Annotated in this window: 14 protein-coding genes; 5 read left to right on the top strand and 9 right to left on the bottom strand. The window is 61.7% G+C overall.

Going from position 1 to position 17016, the window contains the following annotated elements; all coding sequences use genetic code 11:
- Positions 1–34 precede the first annotated feature (34 nt).
- The gene (locus tag ACMGGW_RS11840) at positions 35–1969 is read right to left on the bottom strand and encodes an exoribonuclease II (RefSeq protein WP_142590324.1); all 1935 of its coding nucleotides are present in this window, start codon (positions 1967–1969) and stop codon (positions 35–37) included.
- 187 nt (positions 1970–2156) lie between these two features.
- Positions 2157–2684 (bottom strand): lactoylglutathione lyase, encoded by a 528-nt coding sequence (gene gloA / locus ACMGGW_RS11835; protein WP_025303012.1) that lies wholly within the window; start codon positions 2682–2684, stop codon positions 2157–2159.
- A 99-nt stretch (positions 2685–2783) separates the two neighbouring features.
- Between gloA and ACMGGW_RS11830 the strand changes: the two genes are divergently transcribed.
- Positions 2784–3638, top strand: coding sequence for a LysR family transcriptional regulator (locus ACMGGW_RS11830; protein WP_043140670.1), 855 nt, complete (start codon positions 2784–2786; stop codon positions 3636–3638).
- 15 nt (positions 3639–3653) lie between these two features.
- Here the strand turns inward: ACMGGW_RS11830 and ACMGGW_RS11825 are convergent, their stop codons facing one another.
- On the bottom strand, positions 3654–5960 hold the full coding sequence (locus ACMGGW_RS11825; RefSeq protein ID WP_197832015.1) for an FdhF/YdeP family oxidoreductase: 2307 nt from the start codon (positions 5958–5960) through the stop codon (positions 3654–3656).
- A gap of 282 nt (positions 5961–6242) precedes the next feature.
- Between ACMGGW_RS11825 and dacD the strand changes: the two genes are divergently transcribed.
- Positions 6243–7412, top strand: a complete 1170-nt coding sequence (dacD, locus tag ACMGGW_RS11820; RefSeq protein ID WP_197832014.1) for a serine-type D-Ala-D-Ala carboxypeptidase DacD — start codon at positions 6243–6245, stop codon at positions 7410–7412.
- Positions 7413–7476: 64 nt separating this feature from the next.
- Positions 7477–8382, top strand: coding sequence for a LysR family transcriptional regulator (locus ACMGGW_RS11815; protein WP_025303008.1), 906 nt, complete (start codon positions 7477–7479; stop codon positions 8380–8382).
- Between the two features lie 43 nt (positions 8383–8425).
- Here ACMGGW_RS11815 and ACMGGW_RS11810 read toward each other — a convergent pair whose 3' ends face one another.
- From ACMGGW_RS11810 to sapA, 6 genes are all read right to left on the bottom strand, one after another.
- Entirely contained in the window at positions 8426–9610 is a 1185-nt protein-coding gene (locus ACMGGW_RS11810; protein WP_197810802.1) for a peroxidase, read from the bottom strand.
- A 424-nt stretch (positions 9611–10034) separates the two neighbouring features.
- The gene (gene sapF / locus ACMGGW_RS11805) at positions 10035–10847 is read right to left on the bottom strand and encodes a putrescine export ABC transporter ATP-binding protein SapF (protein WP_016927550.1); all 813 of its coding nucleotides are present in this window, start codon (positions 10845–10847) and stop codon (positions 10035–10037) included.
- A 1-nt stretch (position 10848) separates the two neighbouring features.
- Positions 10849–11841 (bottom strand): putrescine export ABC transporter ATP-binding protein SapD, encoded by a 993-nt coding sequence (gene sapD / locus ACMGGW_RS11800; RefSeq protein ID WP_019452674.1) that lies wholly within the window; start codon positions 11839–11841, stop codon positions 10849–10851.
- On the bottom strand, positions 11841–12731 hold the full coding sequence (sapC, locus tag ACMGGW_RS11795; RefSeq protein WP_004930580.1) for a putrescine export ABC transporter permease SapC: 891 nt from the start codon (positions 12729–12731) through the stop codon (positions 11841–11843). The genes sapD and sapC overlap by 1 nt, the downstream gene beginning before the upstream one ends.
- Positions 12718–13683 carry a putrescine export ABC transporter permease SapB gene (sapB, locus tag ACMGGW_RS11790; RefSeq protein WP_004930575.1) on the bottom strand — a complete coding sequence of 322 codons (966 nt, stop codon included), beginning with the start codon at positions 13681–13683 and terminating at the stop codon, positions 12718–12720. The genes sapC and sapB overlap by 14 nt, the downstream gene beginning before the upstream one ends.
- Positions 13680–15329, bottom strand: a complete 1650-nt coding sequence (sapA, locus tag ACMGGW_RS11785) for an ABC transporter substrate-binding protein SapA (protein WP_025303005.1) — start codon at positions 15327–15329, stop codon at positions 13680–13682. Before sapA ends, sapB begins: the two co-directional genes overlap by 4 nt.
- Positions 15330–15533: 204 nt before the next feature.
- Here sapA and folE2 point away from each other — a divergent pair, with 204 nt between their 5' ends.
- Positions 15534–16460, top strand: coding sequence for a GTP cyclohydrolase FolE2 (gene folE2 / locus ACMGGW_RS11780; protein WP_025303004.1), 927 nt, complete (start codon positions 15534–15536; stop codon positions 16458–16460).
- Positions 16450–17010 carry a carbonate dehydratase gene (locus ACMGGW_RS11775; RefSeq protein ID WP_025303003.1) on the top strand — a complete coding sequence of 187 codons (561 nt, stop codon included), beginning with the start codon at positions 16450–16452 and terminating at the stop codon, positions 17008–17010. Before folE2 ends, ACMGGW_RS11775 begins: the two co-directional genes overlap by 11 nt.
- Positions 17011–17016 lie beyond the last annotated feature (6 nt).

Below are 17016 nucleotides of genomic sequence, written 5' to 3'. Positions count from 1 at the left end.
GGCGCTTTGCGTTGCGACCGTTTCAGGCTGGCGTTCAGACCGCCGGGCGGGCGATCACGCTGCGGGTTTCCATGCGCACTTCGGCGATGGTGACCTGCAAGGTATCGCTCTGGCGGTAAACCACTTCGCCTTTAATCTGCACGGTGCCGGTTTCCTGGCTGCACTGCATCTCGTCACGCACCGCGTGAATGAACGGTGCCGGGATGAAGGCAACCGCGCCGTTGTCCAGCAGGCGTACACGCAAGCCGCCACGGGTCACGTCGATGATCTCGGCGTTGAAGCGGGTATCGGTACCGGCCTTGTCCTGCAGGAAGCGGGCGTACAGCCAGTCGCCGACGTCGCGCTCCGCCATGCGGTTCAGGCGGCGGCGCTCCGCCAGCTGCACCGTGACGTCATCCTGTGGCTTTTCCGCCGGTTGCTGGTTGATGATCGCCTTCAGCAGACGATGGTTGACCATATCGCCGTATTTACGGATCGGCGATGTCCAGGTGGCGTAAGCCTCCAGACCCAGACCGAAGTGTGGCCCCGGCGTAGTGCTGATCTCGGCGAAGGTCTGGAAGCGACGGATGCGGCTGTCGAGGAATTGGGTCGGCTGCGCATCCAGGTGGCGGCGCAGTTCGCAGAAACCGTCGAGGGTCAGCAGCTTCTCGGCTTCGGCTTCCACGCCGTTGGCCTGCAGCACGGTGACCGCTTGTTCAACCAGCGCAGGATCGAAACCGGTGTGCACGTTGTACACGCCGAAGCCCAGGCGATCGCGCAGCACGATGGCGGCGCAGACGTTGGCGGCGATCATGCACTCTTCAACGATGCGGTTGGCGCTGCGGCGCTGCTCGGTAACGATCTCCAGCACGTCGCCTTTTTCACCCAGCACGAAGCGGTAGTCCGGACGATCTTTGAACACCAGCGCATGCTGGTGGCGCCAGGCATTGCGCGCATCGCAAACGCGCTTCAGCAGGGTGATTTGTTGCGCGATGGCGTCGCTCGGCGGTTGCCAGCCGGCAATGCCGTCCAGCCAGTCGGAGACTTCGTCGTACACCAGTTTGGCTTTGGATTCGATCTCGGCGGCGAAGAACTGAATATCGTCGCCTAGCGCGCCGTCGGCGGCGATGGTCACGCGGCAAGCCAGCACCTGGCGGCGCTCGTTAGGGCGCAGCGAGCACAGGTTGTCCGACAGATCGCGCGGCAGCATCGGGATGTTGAAGCCCGGCAGGTAGTTGGTGAAGGCGCGCACGCGGGCGATATCGTCCAGCTTGCTGCCTTGTTCGACGTAGGCAGTCGGATCGGCGATGGCGATGGTCAACTGCAGCGAACCGTCACCGTTGTCGGTCACGTACAGCGCATCGTCCATGTCCTCGGTGCTGGCGCTGTCGATGGTGACGAATTCGAGCGCGGTCAGATCTTCACGCACCAGCGCAGCGTCCGGCTCGCTGAGGGCCTGCATCTCCGGCGCCTCTTTTTCCAGGTTGTGACGCGCCAGCGTCACCCACCACGGGGCGAAATGGTCTTCGCCTTCGGTGATAAAGTGGGTCAGGTCGGCGTTGAAGCCGCGATCGCCTTTCAGCGGATGGCGGCGCATTTCCGCCACCGCCCAGTCGCCGGCCTGGAAATTGTGGGTCAGTTCACGCACCGGGCGGCACGGAATCGCATCTTTCAGCAACGGATGATCGGGCACGATGGACAGGCGATCGTCGCGCTTTTGCACGCGGCCGACAAAGCGCGACAGGAACGGCTCGACCAGGGTTTCCGGCTCGGCGATTTCGCGCTCTTTCTCGGTGTGCAGGGTGGCGATAATGCGATCCCCGTGCATGACTTTCTTCATGTACGGCGGTGGAATGAAGTAGCTTTTTTGACCGTCTACTTCAAGAAAGCCAAAGCCTTTCTCGGTCCCTTTCACGACGCCTTCAACGCGCGGGGTCTGAGAGTGAAGTTGCTGTTTAAGCTGCGCCAGCAGCGGGTTATCTTGAAACATATCGTCCAGTGAATGGGTTGTGAGTGGCAAGATTTGCGGCTGACAGTTTTACGCGAATCACCCGCTGCGAGCAAGCCTAACGTCACGGAACCCCGCGTTGCCGCGCGATTTTGCGCAAGAATGGTCAATCGAAGGGCGAACGATGAAAAACCCCGGCGCGCAGGCCGGGGTGAAGGGCGTGGGACAATCAGTCCCGCAGCGGCGTCGGCTGCAGGATTTCAATCCAGTAATCGTCTGGATCGCGAATGAACGCCACGTAGTTCATGCGGCCTTCATGCAGGCGTTTCTGGAAGGTGACGCCCAGGCGCTCAAACCGCTCGCAGGCGGCGCGCACGTCCGGCACCGTGACGCACAGGTGGCCAAAGCCGCGCGGTTCGCTGTTGCCGTTGTGGTAGTGGAAATCCGCCTGATTTTCGGTGCCGTGGTTATGGGTCAGCTCGAGAATACCCGGCTGGCTCAGCGCCCAGCGTTTGCGTTCGTCGTCATCCTGCGGGATCTGCTCGCGCGGGCTGCGCGTCAGGTAGCAGATGGTGAAAGCGGCTTCTTTGAACTCTTCCAGATAGACCGGGGTAAAGCCCAGCACGCGCGTATAGAAATCCAGCGCTTTGGCCAGATCCTTCACGCGGATCATGGTGTGGTTGAACACGTAACCGTCGGTAACCGCGTCCGGTTGGGCCGCCACGCCGGGCAGCGTCAGTAAATCATTCAGTGGCATCAGTGATCCTCCTCAGGGTGTCGGCAGACTGTAGGTGAAATCGATGCTAATCTAAAGTAATTGTTTTTAACTAAAACACTAACTAAAAGTGAATGATAGATGAAGCTGAGCCAGCTGAAGTATTTCTGCACCGTGGTGGAACACAAAACCATCGCCGCCGCCGCCCGCGAGCTGCACTGCGTGCCTTCCAACGTCACGCTGCGGCTGCGCGAACTAGAGGAGTCGCTGGGCGGCGAGCTGTTTTTCCGCGACAAGAACCGGCTGTACGTCAATCCCAAAGGGCGGCTGTTCTACCAGCAGGCGCGCGACATCGTGGCGCAGGCGGAGCGCAGCAAGCAGCTGTTCGCCGGCGAGCATCAGCATGGGCTGCTGAACCTCGGGGCGCTGGATTTCTCGCTGGTCAGTCATTTACCGGCGCGTATTGCCCGGCTGCGCCGTTTACAGCCTCATCTGCACATCAACGTACTGAGCCGCGACTCGCTGGTGCTGGAACGCATGCTGATCGACAGCGATCTCGACCTGGCGATCACCGACGGCCCGATTGAGCATCCGTTACTGGCCAGCCAAAAGGCATTCGATGAACGGCTGGTATTGCTGATGCCGGCCGATGTCGGGGAACCCGACGCCGCCACGCTGGTGCCGCTGGAGTTTTACACGTTCAGCCGCGAATGTTCGTTTCGCCTGAAGGTGGATCACTGGCTGGCCTCGCGCGGGCTGAAACCGCGCATGACGCTGGAAATGGAGTCTTATGCCGCGATGGCGGCCTGCGTGCAGGCCGGTTGCGGCGTGGCCTGCGTGCCCGGTTCGTTGCTGCCGCTGATCTTGCCGGCACCAGGGTTGAAGGTGGTGGAAATGGGTGAGGAGGGCGTGAGCGATCTGTACTTCGTCTGGCGACGGCATCAGCTGTCCGACGAGTTGCAGACTATCCTGGAAATATTGGCGCGCCCGGCGTGAACCGGGCGCGCATGTTCAGGCAATACGCAGCGAGGGTTGCTGCTCGCTGCGGCGAATCACCACCGGGATCGACTTCGAGGTCGGGGTGCCGGTACCGTCGCCGAAGCTGGCCAGCGGCACCAGCGGGTTGGTTTCCGGGTAGTAGGCCGCCAGGTTGCCACGCGGAATGTCGTAACTCACCAGCTTGAACCCGTCCACTTTACGCACCACGCCATCGTTCCACAGGGTTTCTATCTCTACCCGTTCGCCATCCTGTAGGCCCAGTGCCGCCAGATCCTCCGGATGGATGAACAACACTTCGCGCTGGCCGTAAACGCCGCGATAGCGGTCATCCAGACCATAGATGGTGGTGTTGTACTGATCGTGCGAGCGCAGCGTCTGCAGGGTAAACGGCGCTTGCTCGTCGCCCAGCTGCGGGAACAGGGTGGTCGGCAGCGCGGCGGCGCTGAATTCCGCCTTGCCGCTCGGCGTGGCGAAGCGCAGTTCGGCGGCAGCATTGCCCAGGTAGAAACCGCCGGGCTGGTCGCAGCGCCGGTTGAAATCTTCGAAGCCGGGAATGGTGGCGGCGATATGATCGCGGATCAGCGAATAGTCGTCGGCCAGTTCCAGCCAGTCCAGCTGTTGCGTACCTAGCACGGCGTCGGCGATGCCGCAGACGATCGCCGTCTCTGAACGTTGAGTATCCGCCAGCGGTTTGCCGATGCCTTCCGAAGCGTGAACCATGCTGAATGAATCCTCGACCGTGATGTACTGCGAGCCGCTGGCCTGCATGTCCAGTTCGGTGCGGCCGAGCGTCGGCAGGATCAGCGCGTCTTTGCCGGTCACCAGGTGGCTGCGGTTAAGCTTGGTGCTGATATGCACCGTCAAATCGCAGTTGCGCAGGGCGCGGGCGGTGCGCTCGGTGTCCGGCGCTGCGGCGGCCAGGTTGCCGCCCAGCGCGATCAGCACTTTCACTTCGCCGCGCAGCATCGCTTCGATCGCTTCCACCGTGTTGTGCCCCACCGCGCGATTGGCGGTGAAGTTAAAGTGGCGTTCCAGGCTGTCGAGCAGCGCCTTCGGCGACTTCTCATCAATCCCCATGGTGCGGTTACCCTGGACGTTGCTGTGGCCGCGCACCGGGCACAGACCGGCGCCCGGTTTGCCCAGTTGCCCGAACAGCAGCTGCAGGTTGGTGATTTCACGCACCGTCGCAATAGAGTGTTTATGCTGAGTCACGCCCATCGCCCAGGTGCAGATCACCCGTTCGGCACCCTGGTAGGTGGCCGCCGCCTGGCGCAATTGCGCTTCGCTCAGGCCCGATTGCGCGGTAATGGTCTGCCACTCGGTCGCGTCCACCTGCGCCAGGTAAGCCTCCACGCCGACGCTGTGCTGTTCGATAAATGCCAGGTCGAACAGGGCGGGTTCACCAGCGGCCATACGCTGGCGGTGAGTTTCCAGCAGCGCTTTCACCATGCCGCGCACCGCTGCCATATCGCCGCCCAGATTTGGTTGGTAATAGGAAGAGCTGATCGGCGAGGATTTTGGCGTCAGCATCTGTACCGGATCCTGCGGATCGGCGAACCTTTCCAGCCCACGTTCGCGCAGGGTGTTGAAACTGACGATACGCGCGCCGCGTCGGGCGGCGTTTTTCAGGCTGTGCAACATGCGCGGGTGGTTGGTGCCGGGGTTTTGACCGAACACGAAGATGGCGTCGGCCTTTTCGAAGTCATCGATGCGGATGGTGCCTTTGCCAACGCCGATGCTCTGCTTCAGCCCGACGCCGCTCGCTTCGTGACACATGTTGGAGCAGTCGGGGAAATTGCTGGTGCCGAGCATGCGGCCGAACAGCTGATAAAGGTACGACGCTTCGTTGCTGGCGCGGCCCGAGGTATACAGCTCGATCTGGTTCGGGTTGTCCATATCGTTGATGTGCTTGGCGATCAGCGCCAGCGCGTCCGGCCAATGGATAGGCTCATAGTGGTCGGTTTCGGCGTTGTAGCGCATCGGATGGGTGAGGCGACCCTGGTATTCGAGGAAATAGTCGCTCTGCTGCTGCAGGGTGCTGACGCTGTGGGCGGCGAAGAACTCAGGCTCCACGGCGCTGCGCGTCGCTTCCCAACTGACCGCTTTGGCGCCGTTTTCGCAGAAGCTGAAGGTGCTGTGGTTGTCGTCGCCCCAGGCGCAACCGGGGCAGTCGAAGCCGCGTGCCTTGTTGACGCGCATCAGGTTGCGCATGTTTTTTAGCGTTTGTTTACTGTCGAGGACAAAGCGGGTGGTGGCTTCAAGCGAACCCCAGCCGCCCGCTGGGCCGGTATAAGGCTTGATTGACGGTTTGAATTTCATGGTGACACTTCGCAGGTGGTTGTAGCTAAAAAGTAAACGCTTTTTTATGCGTCTTGCGTATTTATGTCACAAGTTTAGGGGCGTGGCAGGCAGGCGTCTAATCGAATGGGGCAATGGCGGCATAGAGCGTATCTATCGCAGGCGGACGCTGACCTAAACAAATGGTTGCATAAAGACACCCGCTGCAAAAGAGTAATGGTTTCGTCTGAAAGTGAATTCATGCAGTCTATCTCGCGGATTATATTGGCATTTTATTCAGCCTGCGGGCCTGAGGAACACAGCGTGAAGCGTTCAGTATCAGTGGTGATCGGCGGTATATTACTGCCTTTAGCGGCGCAGGCGGCGGAAACGACGCCCCATTTTCCCACCATGACCCCACCGGCGATAGACGCCGCCTCTTACGTTTTGATGGATTACACCACCGGCCAGGTACTGGCGGCCGGCAATGCCGACGAACGGCGCAACCCGGCCAGCTTGACCAAACTCATGACCGGGTTGGTGATCGACCACGCGCTCGATCAGCACAAGATTGGCCTCGACGATGTCGTCACCGTGGGGAAAGACGCCTGGGCGCAGGGCAACCCGGTGTTCAAAGGCTCTTCGTTGATGTTCCTGAAGCCTGGTGACAGGGTCACGGTTCGCGATCTCAGCCGCGGCATCATCATCGATTCCGGCAACGACGCCTGCGTGGCGATGGCGGACTATGTGGCGGGCAGCCAGGCCAACTTCGTCAAGCTGATGAACGAGAAGAGCGCGCAGCTGGGCCTGCAGAACACCCATTTCGAAACGGTACACGGGCTGGATGCGCCGGGGCAATTCACCACCGCCGGCGATCTGGCGGTGATTGCGCGCGCCATCATCATGAGTGAGCCGGCGGAATACCACATGTACAGCGAGAAATCGCTGACCTGGAACGGTATCACGCAGCAGAACCGCAACGGCCTGCTGTGGGATAAGACGCTGCACGTCGATGGGTTGAAAACTGGGCACACCGCCTCTGCCGGCTTCAACATCATCGCCTCCGCCACCGAAGGGGATCGCCGCCTGATTGCCGTGGTGATGGGCGGCAAAAGTTCCAAAGGCCGCGAGGAACAGGCGCGCAAGCTGCTGAGCTGGGGGCTGCGCGACTTTACCACGGTACACCTGTTCAGCGCCGGCCAGAGCCTGGGGGAAGAGCCAGTCTGGTACGGCGAGAATCACCGGTTACCGGTCGGCAGCGTGCAAGAGCAGTCGCTCAGCCTGCCAAAAAACGAAGCGGACAAGCTGAAGGCGCAGTACGTGATCAATACCGCGCGGCTGGAAGCGCCGATTGGTAAAGGGCAAACCGTCGGCGAGATCCGCATCAGCAACAATGGCCAGGTAGTGAAAACCCTACCGCTGGTGGCGCTGCAGGCGGTACCGCAGGGCGGCGTGTTCTCGCGCCTGGTGGATTACGTGAAGCTGAGGCTCTGACTCGTCGGGCGGGCGGCGGCCCCCGGTGGTATACTGGTGCGAATGCCGATCATTGAGCTGCGCTATGGATATTAAACAACTGATTTATTTGTGCAATCTGGAACGAGAGCGCCACTTCGGCCGGGCGGCGGAGGCCAGCTTCGTCAGCCAGCCGACGCTATCCATGCGATTGAAAAATTTGGAAAAAGAGCTGGGCGTTTCGCTGATTAACCGCGGCAACCATTTCGGCGGTTTTACCGCCGAAGGCGAGCGGGTGTTGGCGTGGGCGCGTGAGATCGTCTCGGTTTATCAGGGGCTGAAGCTGGAAGTGGAGTCGCTCAAGCACGGTTTGCACGGCACGCTGCGCCTCGGCGTGGTGCCGCAGTGCAGTATCTCGGTATCGGAAATGCTCAAGGCGGTCAGCGAACGTTACCCGCATCTCGATTACCGGCTGGCGGTGCTGAGCGCTGATCAGCTGTTGGAGGCGCTGACGGCGCACACCGTCGACATCGGCATCGGCTTTTTCGAGCTGTCGACCTTGAAGGAGCTGCATTTCCAATCGCAACCGCTGGTGGAAACCGGCGTCGAGCTGGTATTTCATCCGCAACATTTCCCGAAGCTGGTGGGCGATACGCCGTTGCCGCTGGAGGCGGTGGCCGCCTTGCCGTTGTGTCTCGCCGAGCCGACGCGTTATTTCCGCCGCTATCTCGATCAACACTTTCGCGACGCCGGGTTGACGCTGCACACGCGGCTTGAGACCGCGTCGATCTTCCAACTGCTCGAAGGTATTTTCGTCGGTTTGGGCTGCGGACTGTTCCCGCGCGGCCAGCTGCAATCGCCGTTGATGCCGGCGTTGCAGCGGCGTCCGGTGGCCATCGGCGCCATGCCGCGTCATGCGGCGGTGGTCGTCGATATGGCGGAGCGCGCTACGCCGTTGGCGCAAAAGTTCTTCGATGCCGCCAGCGAGTGGCTGCGTCAGCAGAATGTCTAAAACGCGCCGTATTGCGGCCGGTAATAAGGTCGCATAGCGGTATTCAGTCGGCGGTGATGGAAGATGTTGCATCGCCCAACGTTTGGCGCAGGCGATTTTCCCAGGCGTAGAGTGCGGCGGTGAGGATCACTTCCAGCGCCTGCGCCTGATTCAGACCGCTGTTGAACAACGGCTGCACGCTCTGCGGGGTAAATTTCTCCGGTGCGCGCGTCAGCTCGGCGGCGGTGTGGATCACCGCGCGTTTGACCGTATCCTCGGTAGAGGCCAATCCCTGAGGCAGCCCGGTGAACAGCGCCTGTACCAATCCGTCATCCTGCATTTCATGCGCCACCGTGGCCGCGCAGTAACGGCTGCCGTTGATGCGCGAGACCACCAGCGTCGCCAGCGCCTTCAGGCGGCTCGATAACCCATACCCTTCGGCATTGATGCCATTGAACACGCCGTTGCGTTCGCGCAGTGCGGCGGCATCGTGCGCTAACAGCAGATAATAAGATTCGGCGCGCGCCTGCGGGTGGCTCTGATCCAACACGTCAAGCTGTTCGGCGGCGGCGGTTTCCGTGTCGATCGGCGACAGCCGCGCAGTCCAGCTCAATTCTTCGGTACTGAAAGCGACGCCATCGGCGTCTTCGACATTCGGGAAGCCGGGCACCACTACCGCCGGTCGGCCGGCTAACGCCGCGATGCCAGCTACCACACGCGCCTGATAGCTGACAAAACCGATGATTTGCGAAAAGGTGACGATATCCGCAGGGCTCAGCCCGACGTCGACAAGCTGTTGCAGCGCCTTGCGGCAAATCAGCGTGGGTTGGCTGGCAAGCTGGCGGGCATATTGGGTGATCTGGGCGAGCCGGATATTGCTTTCCCGGGAGGCGTCCGGGCTGTGCAGCGGGGCGAGGCGGGCGGCATAGTGGCTACAGAGGGACTGCACGCCGGTCACCTGCGCGACGGTCAGTGCGGTGCTGAGGCGATCGTAGGGTGACAATGTCACGTATCGTGATAGCGACACCTGGTCGGGAAACAGGGCGTGGTAACCGGCCAGTGAGGCGTTGAATACCCCGGCGCGGGCGCCGAGCGCGCTGTTTAACGCTTCATCGGCGAAGGCACCCAGCCCCAGCAGAAAACGATCGCGCAGGGTAGCCGCCTGCGGCTCCAACGGCGCATCGCCCCGCACGCTGCTTTGGGTTTCGTGATACCACTGGGCATTATGTTGTCGACGGAGTCGTTCCATAGGGTCAATCCTTAATCATGATCAACAGCCACCGCTGCGTACGGCAGCGGCGGCTGGACAAAGAGGCAACATGCCCGCAAGCGGGGCGAAAGGCGGATTTAGCGCAGCTCATCGCAGTACAGCGCGTGGCCGTAAACAGAGAAACCGGCGGCCAGCGTGAGCAGAAACTGCGTGAGGCGGCGATGGCGAAGGCTGTTCATCAGTGCGATATCCTGTCGTATGAGAGGCTCAACGTAGGGGATATCCTCACCGATCGCCCTGGCGAGATAAAATAATGTTACGGACTAATCAATAACTGAAAGGAATAAAATATAAGGATATATAACAAGAATGTAATTTGTATGTGCGTTTTCTCGCTAAGCGACCGAGGCGCGCAGCAATAAAAAACCCGCCGCAGCGGGTTTGTTGCAGGCCAGGACGGGGCTCAGAAACGGCCGCCGTCGCGTCGCCAGGCGTCGGCGGTCAGCGCCTCGCCGAAGTGGCTGGCGATAAGGCGCTTGGTCAATTCGTGCAGCGGCGCCGCCAACACCTCGGCGGTACTGCCGCGTTCGACGATTTCCCCTTCGTGCATCACCAGCACCTGGTCGCTGATATGCTTCATCATGCCGAGGTGCTGGGTGACGTAGATATAGGAAATGCCGTGTTTTTCCTGCAGTTCCAGCATCAGGTTGATGATTTGCGAGCGCATCGACATGTCCAGCGAGGCCAGCGCCTCATCGGCGACGATCACCTTCGGCTGCAGGATCAGCGCACGGGCCAGCGCGACGCGCTGTTTTTGCCCGGAAGCCAGCATGTGCGGATAGTAGTAAGCGTGATCCGGCAGCATGCCGACCTGGCGCAGCGTCTGGTTGATACGCTGCTCGCGCTCGGCGGGTTCCAGATCGGTGTTCAACCGCAGCGGCGCATCCAGCAGCTGGCCGATGCGCTGACGCGGGTTGAGCGAGGTGCTCGGATCCTGAAAAATCATACGAATGCGCTGGCTGCGGTAGCGATAATCACCGAACGCCAGCGGATGATCGTCGATCAGCAGTTCGCCGGCGGTCGGTTCCACCATGCCGGAGAGCATTTTCGCCAGCGTGGATTTGCCAGAGCCGTTCTCACCGATCACCGCCAGCGTCTGACCTTCACGCAGGGTAAAGCTGACGGATTTCACCGCCTCGACGTGCTGACGGCGGAACAGCCCGGTGCGGTAGCGGTAGGTTTTGCTCAGGTTGCGCACTTCCAACAGCGTTTCCATGTTATTGCTCCTCCATGTTCAGCGGGAAGTGGCAGGCGAAGAAGTGGTTTTTGACCGGGCGCAGGCGCGGCGTTTCGATGCACTTCTTCTGCGCGTAAGGGCAGCGTGGCCCCAGGCGGCAGCCGATCGGCAGGTGTTCCAGCGAAGGAATGGCGCCCGGTAGCGTGTTCAACCGGCTTTTGTGCGGCAGCGAGCGGCCGAAGTCCGGCATGGCGCGGATCAGCGCCTGGGTATAAGGGTGGTGCGGCGCCGCCAGCAGCTCTTCGCACTGGGCGCTCTCCACCGTTTGCCCGCAGTACAAGACGTTCACCCGGTCGGCCCACTTGCTCATCATCTGCAGGTCGTGACTGATCAGCAGAATGGTGGTGTTGTTGTTCTGATTGAGACGCGCCAACAGGCGGAAAATCTGCGCCTGGGTGGTCGGCTCCATGGCGTTGGTCGGCTCATCGGCGATCAGCAGGCGCGGCTGGTTGGCCAGCGCGATGGCGATCATCACTTTCTGGCACTCGCCCTCGGTCAGCTCGTACGGGAAGCTGCCCATGATGTCGTCGTGATCCTTGATGCCGACGCGGTGCAGCAGTTCGATGGCGCGGCGTTTGCGCCAGTTGAAGCGTTGCCACCAGCGGCCCTTGTAGGTCCAGCCCGGTATGGCCTGCGCCAGCTGGCGGCCGATGCTTTCGGAAGGATCGAGACAGGACTGCGGCTCCTGGAAGATCATCGAGACGTTGTGGCCCACCAGCCTGCGCCGCTCGCGCGGACTTAGCTGCAGCAGGTCGATGTCGTCGAAGCGAAAGCGATCGGCGGTGACGCGCCAGTTGTCTTTGGTCACGCCGCAGATGGCCTTGGCGATCAGGCTCTTGCCGGAGCCCGATTCACCCACCAGGCCGCGCACCTCGCCCTCGGTCAGCGTCATGCTGACGCGATCGACCGCCTTGACCGGCCCTTCGGCGGTCATAAATTCAATCGTCAGATTGCGGATATCGAGTAACGGCATTATTCCACCCCGGCATTGATTGCGCGGCGCATACCGTCGCCTAACAGGTTAACCAGCAGCACGCTGACGAGGATGGCCGCGCCGGGCAGCATCACCGTCCAGGGCGCAACGTACACCAGCTCGAGCGAATCGCCGAGCATCGCTCCCCATTCCGGCGAAGGCAGCTGCGCGCCGAGATCGAGGAAGCCGAGTGCGGCGATATCCAAAATGGCCATCGACAGCGCGCGGGTGAATTCGGTCACCAACACCGCCGCGATGTTCGGCATGACCGCGTACCACAAGATCTGCAGCGTGGAAGCGCCGTCAAGCCGGGCCGCCACCACGTACTCTTTCTCCAGTTCGTCGTGCACCGCGCTGTAGATGGTGCGCACCATGCGCGGCAACAAGGCGAGCCACACCGCCAGCATGGCGTGTTCAAGTTTGGGGCCGATAAACGCCACCACCACGATCGCCAGCAGCAGCGAGGGAATCGACAGCAGGGTATCGAGGATGTGGTTGAGCACCGCCGAGCGCAGCCCGTGGGTGACGCCGGCGAACACGCCGAGGATCACCCCGCAGAACGCCGCGGCCAGCGTCACCGCCAGCGCGGAGCCGAAGGTGGCGGCGGTGCCGGTCAACAGGCGGCTGAGGATGTCGCGCCCGAGATCGTCGGTGCCGAGGAAAAACGACACGTTGCCATAGCGCGACCACGACGGCGGCAGCAGCTGATAACCAAGGAACTGCTGATCCAGCGCGTAGGGCGCCAGCAGGCTGCCGAACAGCGACAGTAGCAGCAGGGCGATCACCCCGTAAAAACCGATCATCGCCAGCGCGTCGCCATAGAAAATCCGCCAGGTGTAGCGCAGCGGGCTCGGCATCTTTTTCTCGCGGTATACGTTATCGAAGGGCATACCATTCCTTATGTTTCAGCGGGTTGGTTGCCGCACCCAGAATGTCGGCCAGAACGTTAATGGTGATCACCAGCGTGCCGACCACCATGACGCCGGCGGAAATTGCCGCATAGTCCTGCTGGCGAATTGCGTTGATCAGCCACCGGCCGAGGCCTGGCCAACTGAACACCACTTCGGTGATCATCGCCAGCGTGAGCATGGTGGAGAACTGCAGCCCCAGTTTGGGCACGATCGGCGGCAGCGCGTTGTGCAACACGTGGCGACGAATGATGGTGAAGCGCGACAGGCCGCGGGTGGCGGCGGCCTTGATGTAGTTTTGGCTCAGCACGTCGTCGGTGCTGATGCGCATCAGCCGCACCACTTCGGTGGTGGGCGCCACCGCCAGCGCGGCGATCGGCAGGATCATGTGGCGCAGGGCGCTGCCGATCATCTCGGCGCGATACGGCGAGTCCGACAGCCAGGCGTCGATCAGCGCGAAACCGGTGATAGGCTTCACCTGATACAGCAGATCGAAACGGCCGGAAACCGGCAGCCAGCCGAGATGCAGCGAGAAGAACAGCATCAGCAGCAGCGCCAGCCAGAACACCGGCATTGAAAAGCCCAGCAGCGCGAAGGTGCTGATGGCGGTGTCCTGCCACTTGCCGCGCAGCACGCCGGCGATGATGCCCAGCGGAATGCCGATAAACAGCGCCAGGGCGAACGCCAGCAGGCACAGTTCCATGGTGGCCGGGAATACTTCGCGCAGCTGTTCGCTGATCGCCTGGCCGTTGATGCTGGAGACGCCGAAGTCCCAATGGAGCAGGCTGACGAAGTAGAACTGATAGGCGTCCAGCAGGGCGGCGCCGTTCAGCGGCGCGCGCGGCGTGAAATAGCTCAGGCTGAAGCTGACCAGCGTCAGGAAGAACAGCGTGATCAGCAGCAGCAGAATGCGGCGCAGGGTAAAGATAATCACTTGTTCACCTCCGGCGCGGATTCACGGTACACCCCGGCGAACGAGGCGTTGCCGAACGGGCTCAACACCAATCCCTTGATGTCGTAGCGGTAGGCCTGCAGACGCAAAGAAGAGGCCAGCGGCAGCACCGGCAGTTGCTGCTCGAGGATTTTCTGCGCCTTGCGGTAGTTGTCGATGCGCTGAGACAGCTGCTGCGACAACAGCGCGTTCTGCAGCACCTCGTCGAAGCCTGGGTCACACCAGTGAGCATAGTTGGTTTGCGAACGGATTGCCGCGCAGCTCAGCAGCGGCCGGAAGAAGCTGTCCGGGTCGTTGCTGTCGGTGGCCCAGCCGGTCAGGGTCAGATCGTGGTTCATTTCCATCAGGCGCGCCTCTTGGAAACGGCCTTCTACCGGCACGATGGTGACGTTGATGCCCACCTGGCCGAGATCGGCCTGGATCAGCTCGGCGGTTTTCAGCGGGCTCGGGTTGTAAGACTGCGAGGCGGTCGGCACCCACAGCTTCAGGTTCAGCTGGCCGACGCCGGCCTGCCGCAGCATCTCGCGCGATTTGGCCGGATCGTACTCGGTGACGTGCGCGTCGTTGTCATAGGCCCAGGAGGCGCGCGGCAAGATTGAGGCGGCGGTTTCCGCCGTGCCGTAATAGATCGACTGCATCAATCGTTGGTTGTTGATCGCCAGCGAAATCGCCTGGCGCACATTGAGGTTGTCGAGCGGCGGTTTGCGGGTGTTGAACGCCAGATAGGCGATGTTCATCCCAGGGCGCAGCGTCAGGCGCAGGCGCGGATCGTCGCGCAGGATCGACAGCTGGCTGGCCGCCGGATAAGCCAGTACGTCGCACTCGCCGGTCAGCAGCTTGGAGAGGCGGCCGGTGCCGCCGGCGCCCAGATCGATCACCACCTGCGGCATGCGCGGCAGGCCTTTCCAGTAGGCGGCGTTGCGCGCCAGGCGAATATATTGCCCCGAGCGGTATTCGTTGAGCAGGAACGGGCCGCTGCCGACCGGCTCGCGGTCGATCAGCTCCTGATGGCCTTGGCGCGTCAGCGTGTCGGCGTATTCGGCGGACAGCACCGGCGCGTAGTGGGTCGCCAGGTGCCACAGGAACGAGGCGTCCGGTGACTGCAGGCGAATCTCCACCGTGTAGTCGTCGAGCTTTCTCACGCTCTGCACCGAATCGCCGAACTGCAGGCTGTCGAAATAGGGGTATTCGCCACCGTTGACGTCGTGATACGGGTGTTTTTGGTCAAATACGCGCGCGAAGCTGAACACCACGTCGTCGGCGTTCATCTTGCGGGTGGGCGTAAACCAGGCGGTGGTCTGGAACGGTACGTCCTTGCGCAGATGGAAGCGGTAGGTGGCGCCGTTGTCCAGCACCTCCCAGCTTTGCGCCAGTTCGGGGATCAGCCGGTAGGTGTACGGGTCGACGTCCAGCAGGCGATCGTACAGCTGGGCGGCCAGGGTATCCACCGTCAGGCCGCTGCTGGCCATTTGCGGGTTGAAGGTATTCAGTATGCCGCTGACGCAATAAACAAAGCCGCTCTGGCGAATGTCCGGCAGCGGCGCCGCGCTGGGCACGGGCGGTGTTGTCGCGGCCAGGGCAGAGCCCGTCAGGCACAACGACAGTATCCAAAAGGGTAAACCACGCATAGAGGCTCATGGGTTAATCAGCAATAGCGTTAGTGTATCGTACTCTGACCAGCAGCCCAATCCATTGAACAAAATCGCTGAGTTTTCTGCGACTTGATTAATCAGGCCGTTCAGCGGCAAGAAAAAAGTTTTTCATGTTATGTTATAATATAACAAAACCGTGTTACCGTTCCCCGGCAAAGTCACAATAACGCAAGGGGATGTATGAACGAAGTTGCACTTCCACCACGCCGTTCGCTGCCGGACGCTCAGGCATGGCGCGGCGAAATGAGTGATGTCGGGCTCGATTGGGTCGGGATGCAAGGGATCGCGCTGCCGCTGGAACTGGCTGGCAAGCCATTGATGGCGAAGGTCGACGCCGGCATCAACCTGCGCGCCGAAGCGGCGGGCGAACGCGGTATTCACATGTCGCGGCTGTATCTGGCGCTGGACGAATTGACGCAGGGCGAGCTGACGCCGCAGCGCATCGGCCGGACGCTGCAGGCCTTTCTGGATTCGCAGCCAGAACACAGCGATCGCGCCAGCTTGTCGATCGGCGGCGAGCTGTTGCTGTCACGTCCGGCGCTGCTGTCGCCACAGCGTGGCTGGAAGGCTTACCCGCTGCGCATCGAGGCCACCCTGGCAGGCACGCTGACGCTGGCGCTGACCGTCGGCGTGCCTTACTCCTCTACCTGCCCGAGTTCGGCGGCGCTCAGCCGTCAGTTGGCGCAGCAACAGTTTCAGTTTGATTTTGAACAGGCGGCGGAGCGGGTCAGCCAACGCCAGGTGAGCGAGTGGCTGCTGGAGCAAGGTATGCCGGCCACGCCCCACAGCCAACGCAGCTGGGCCTGGATCACCGTGACGCCCGAGAATGAACGGGCGTTCGAACCGGTGAAACTGATTGACCGCATCGAACACGCGCTGGGCACGCCGGTACAAACGCTGGTGAAACGCCGCGACGAGCAGGCCTTCGCATTAGCCAACGGTCAGAACCTGATGTTTTGCGAGGACGCGGCGCGCCGTCTGTATGGCATGCTGCGCAGCCAGTGCGACTACCGCGCTTTTTCGCTGCGCGTCGAGCATCAGGAGAGCCTGCATGCCCACAATGCGGTGGCGGAGCTGAGCTGGCGGGGAGAACACCATGCTGCGTAAAAATCCCAGCGGCCATCTGCCGCAGGTCTCGCCGCTGGCCTACATCGATCCCACCGCCATTATTTGCGGCCGGGTGATCGTCGAAGATTTCGTCTACGTCGGGCCGTATGCGGTAATTCGCGCCGACGAGTTGAACGCCGCCGGCGACATGGAACCTATCGTCATCGGCTCGCACTCCAATATTCAGGACGGTGTGGTGATCCATTCCAAGAGCGGGGCGGCGGTCACCATTGGCCGTTACAGCTCGATCGCCCACCGCGCCATCGTTCACGGCCCGTGTCGCATCGACGATCGGGTGTTTATCGGTTTCAACAGCGTGCTGTTCAACTGCCACATCCAGTCCGGCTGCGTGGTGCGTTATAACGCGGTGGTGGATGGCGTGACGCTGCCGGAAAACCGCTATATCCCCTCGACCGAGCGCGTGGGGCCGGACAGCGACCTGTCGCGCTATCGCCAGGTCGACCGCGGCGCGCTGCAGTTTTCGGAAGAAGTGGCCGCCACCAACGTCGAGCTGGTGCGCGGTTACCAGGCATTACGCAATGAATTTTAGTGAGGC

The organism is Serratia sp. BNK-4, from assembly GCF_048685115.1.
Taxonomy (GTDB): domain Bacteria; phylum Pseudomonadota; class Gammaproteobacteria; order Enterobacterales; family Enterobacteriaceae; genus Serratia; species Serratia bockelmannii.
The sequence above is the reverse complement of the archived record's forward strand: the minus strand, read 5'-3'. Positions and strand labels throughout refer to the sequence as shown.

Excerpts from the sequence above, each read along its gene's own strand:
- ACMGGW_RS11840 (WP_142590324.1), bottom strand. The coding sequence starts at position 1,969 with ATGTTTCAAGATAACCCGCTGCTGGCGCAGCTTAAACAGCAACTTCAC.
- gloA (WP_025303012.1), bottom strand. The coding sequence starts at position 2,684 with ATGCCACTGAATGATTTACTGACGCTGCCCGGCGTGGCGGCCCAACCG.
- ACMGGW_RS11830 (WP_043140670.1), top strand. The coding sequence starts at position 2,784 with ATGAAGCTGAGCCAGCTGAAGTATTTCTGCACCGTGGTGGAACACAAA.
- ACMGGW_RS11825 (WP_197832015.1), bottom strand. The coding sequence starts at position 5,960 with ATGAAATTCAAACCGTCAATCAAGCCTTATACCGGCCCAGCGGGCGGC.
- ACMGGW_RS11815 (WP_025303008.1), top strand. The coding sequence starts at position 7,477 with ATGGATATTAAACAACTGATTTATTTGTGCAATCTGGAACGAGAGCGC.
- ACMGGW_RS11810 (WP_197810802.1), bottom strand. The coding sequence starts at position 9,610 with ATGGAACGACTCCGTCGACAACATAATGCCCAGTGGTATCACGAAACC.
- sapF (WP_016927550.1), bottom strand. The coding sequence starts at position 10,847 with ATGGAAACGCTGTTGGAAGTGCGCAACCTGAGCAAAACCTACCGCTAC.
- sapD (WP_019452674.1), bottom strand. The coding sequence starts at position 11,841 with ATGCCGTTACTCGATATCCGCAATCTGACGATTGAATTTATGACCGCC.
- sapC (WP_004930580.1), bottom strand. The coding sequence starts at position 12,731 with ATGCCCTTCGATAACGTATACCGCGAGAAAAAGATGCCGAGCCCGCTG.
- sapA (WP_025303005.1), bottom strand. The coding sequence starts at position 15,329 with ATGCGTGGTTTACCCTTTTGGATACTGTCGTTGTGCCTGACGGGCTCT.
- folE2 (WP_025303004.1), top strand. The coding sequence starts at position 15,534 with ATGAACGAAGTTGCACTTCCACCACGCCGTTCGCTGCCGGACGCTCAG.
- ACMGGW_RS11775 (WP_025303003.1), top strand. The coding sequence starts at position 16,450 with ATGCTGCGTAAAAATCCCAGCGGCCATCTGCCGCAGGTCTCGCCGCTG.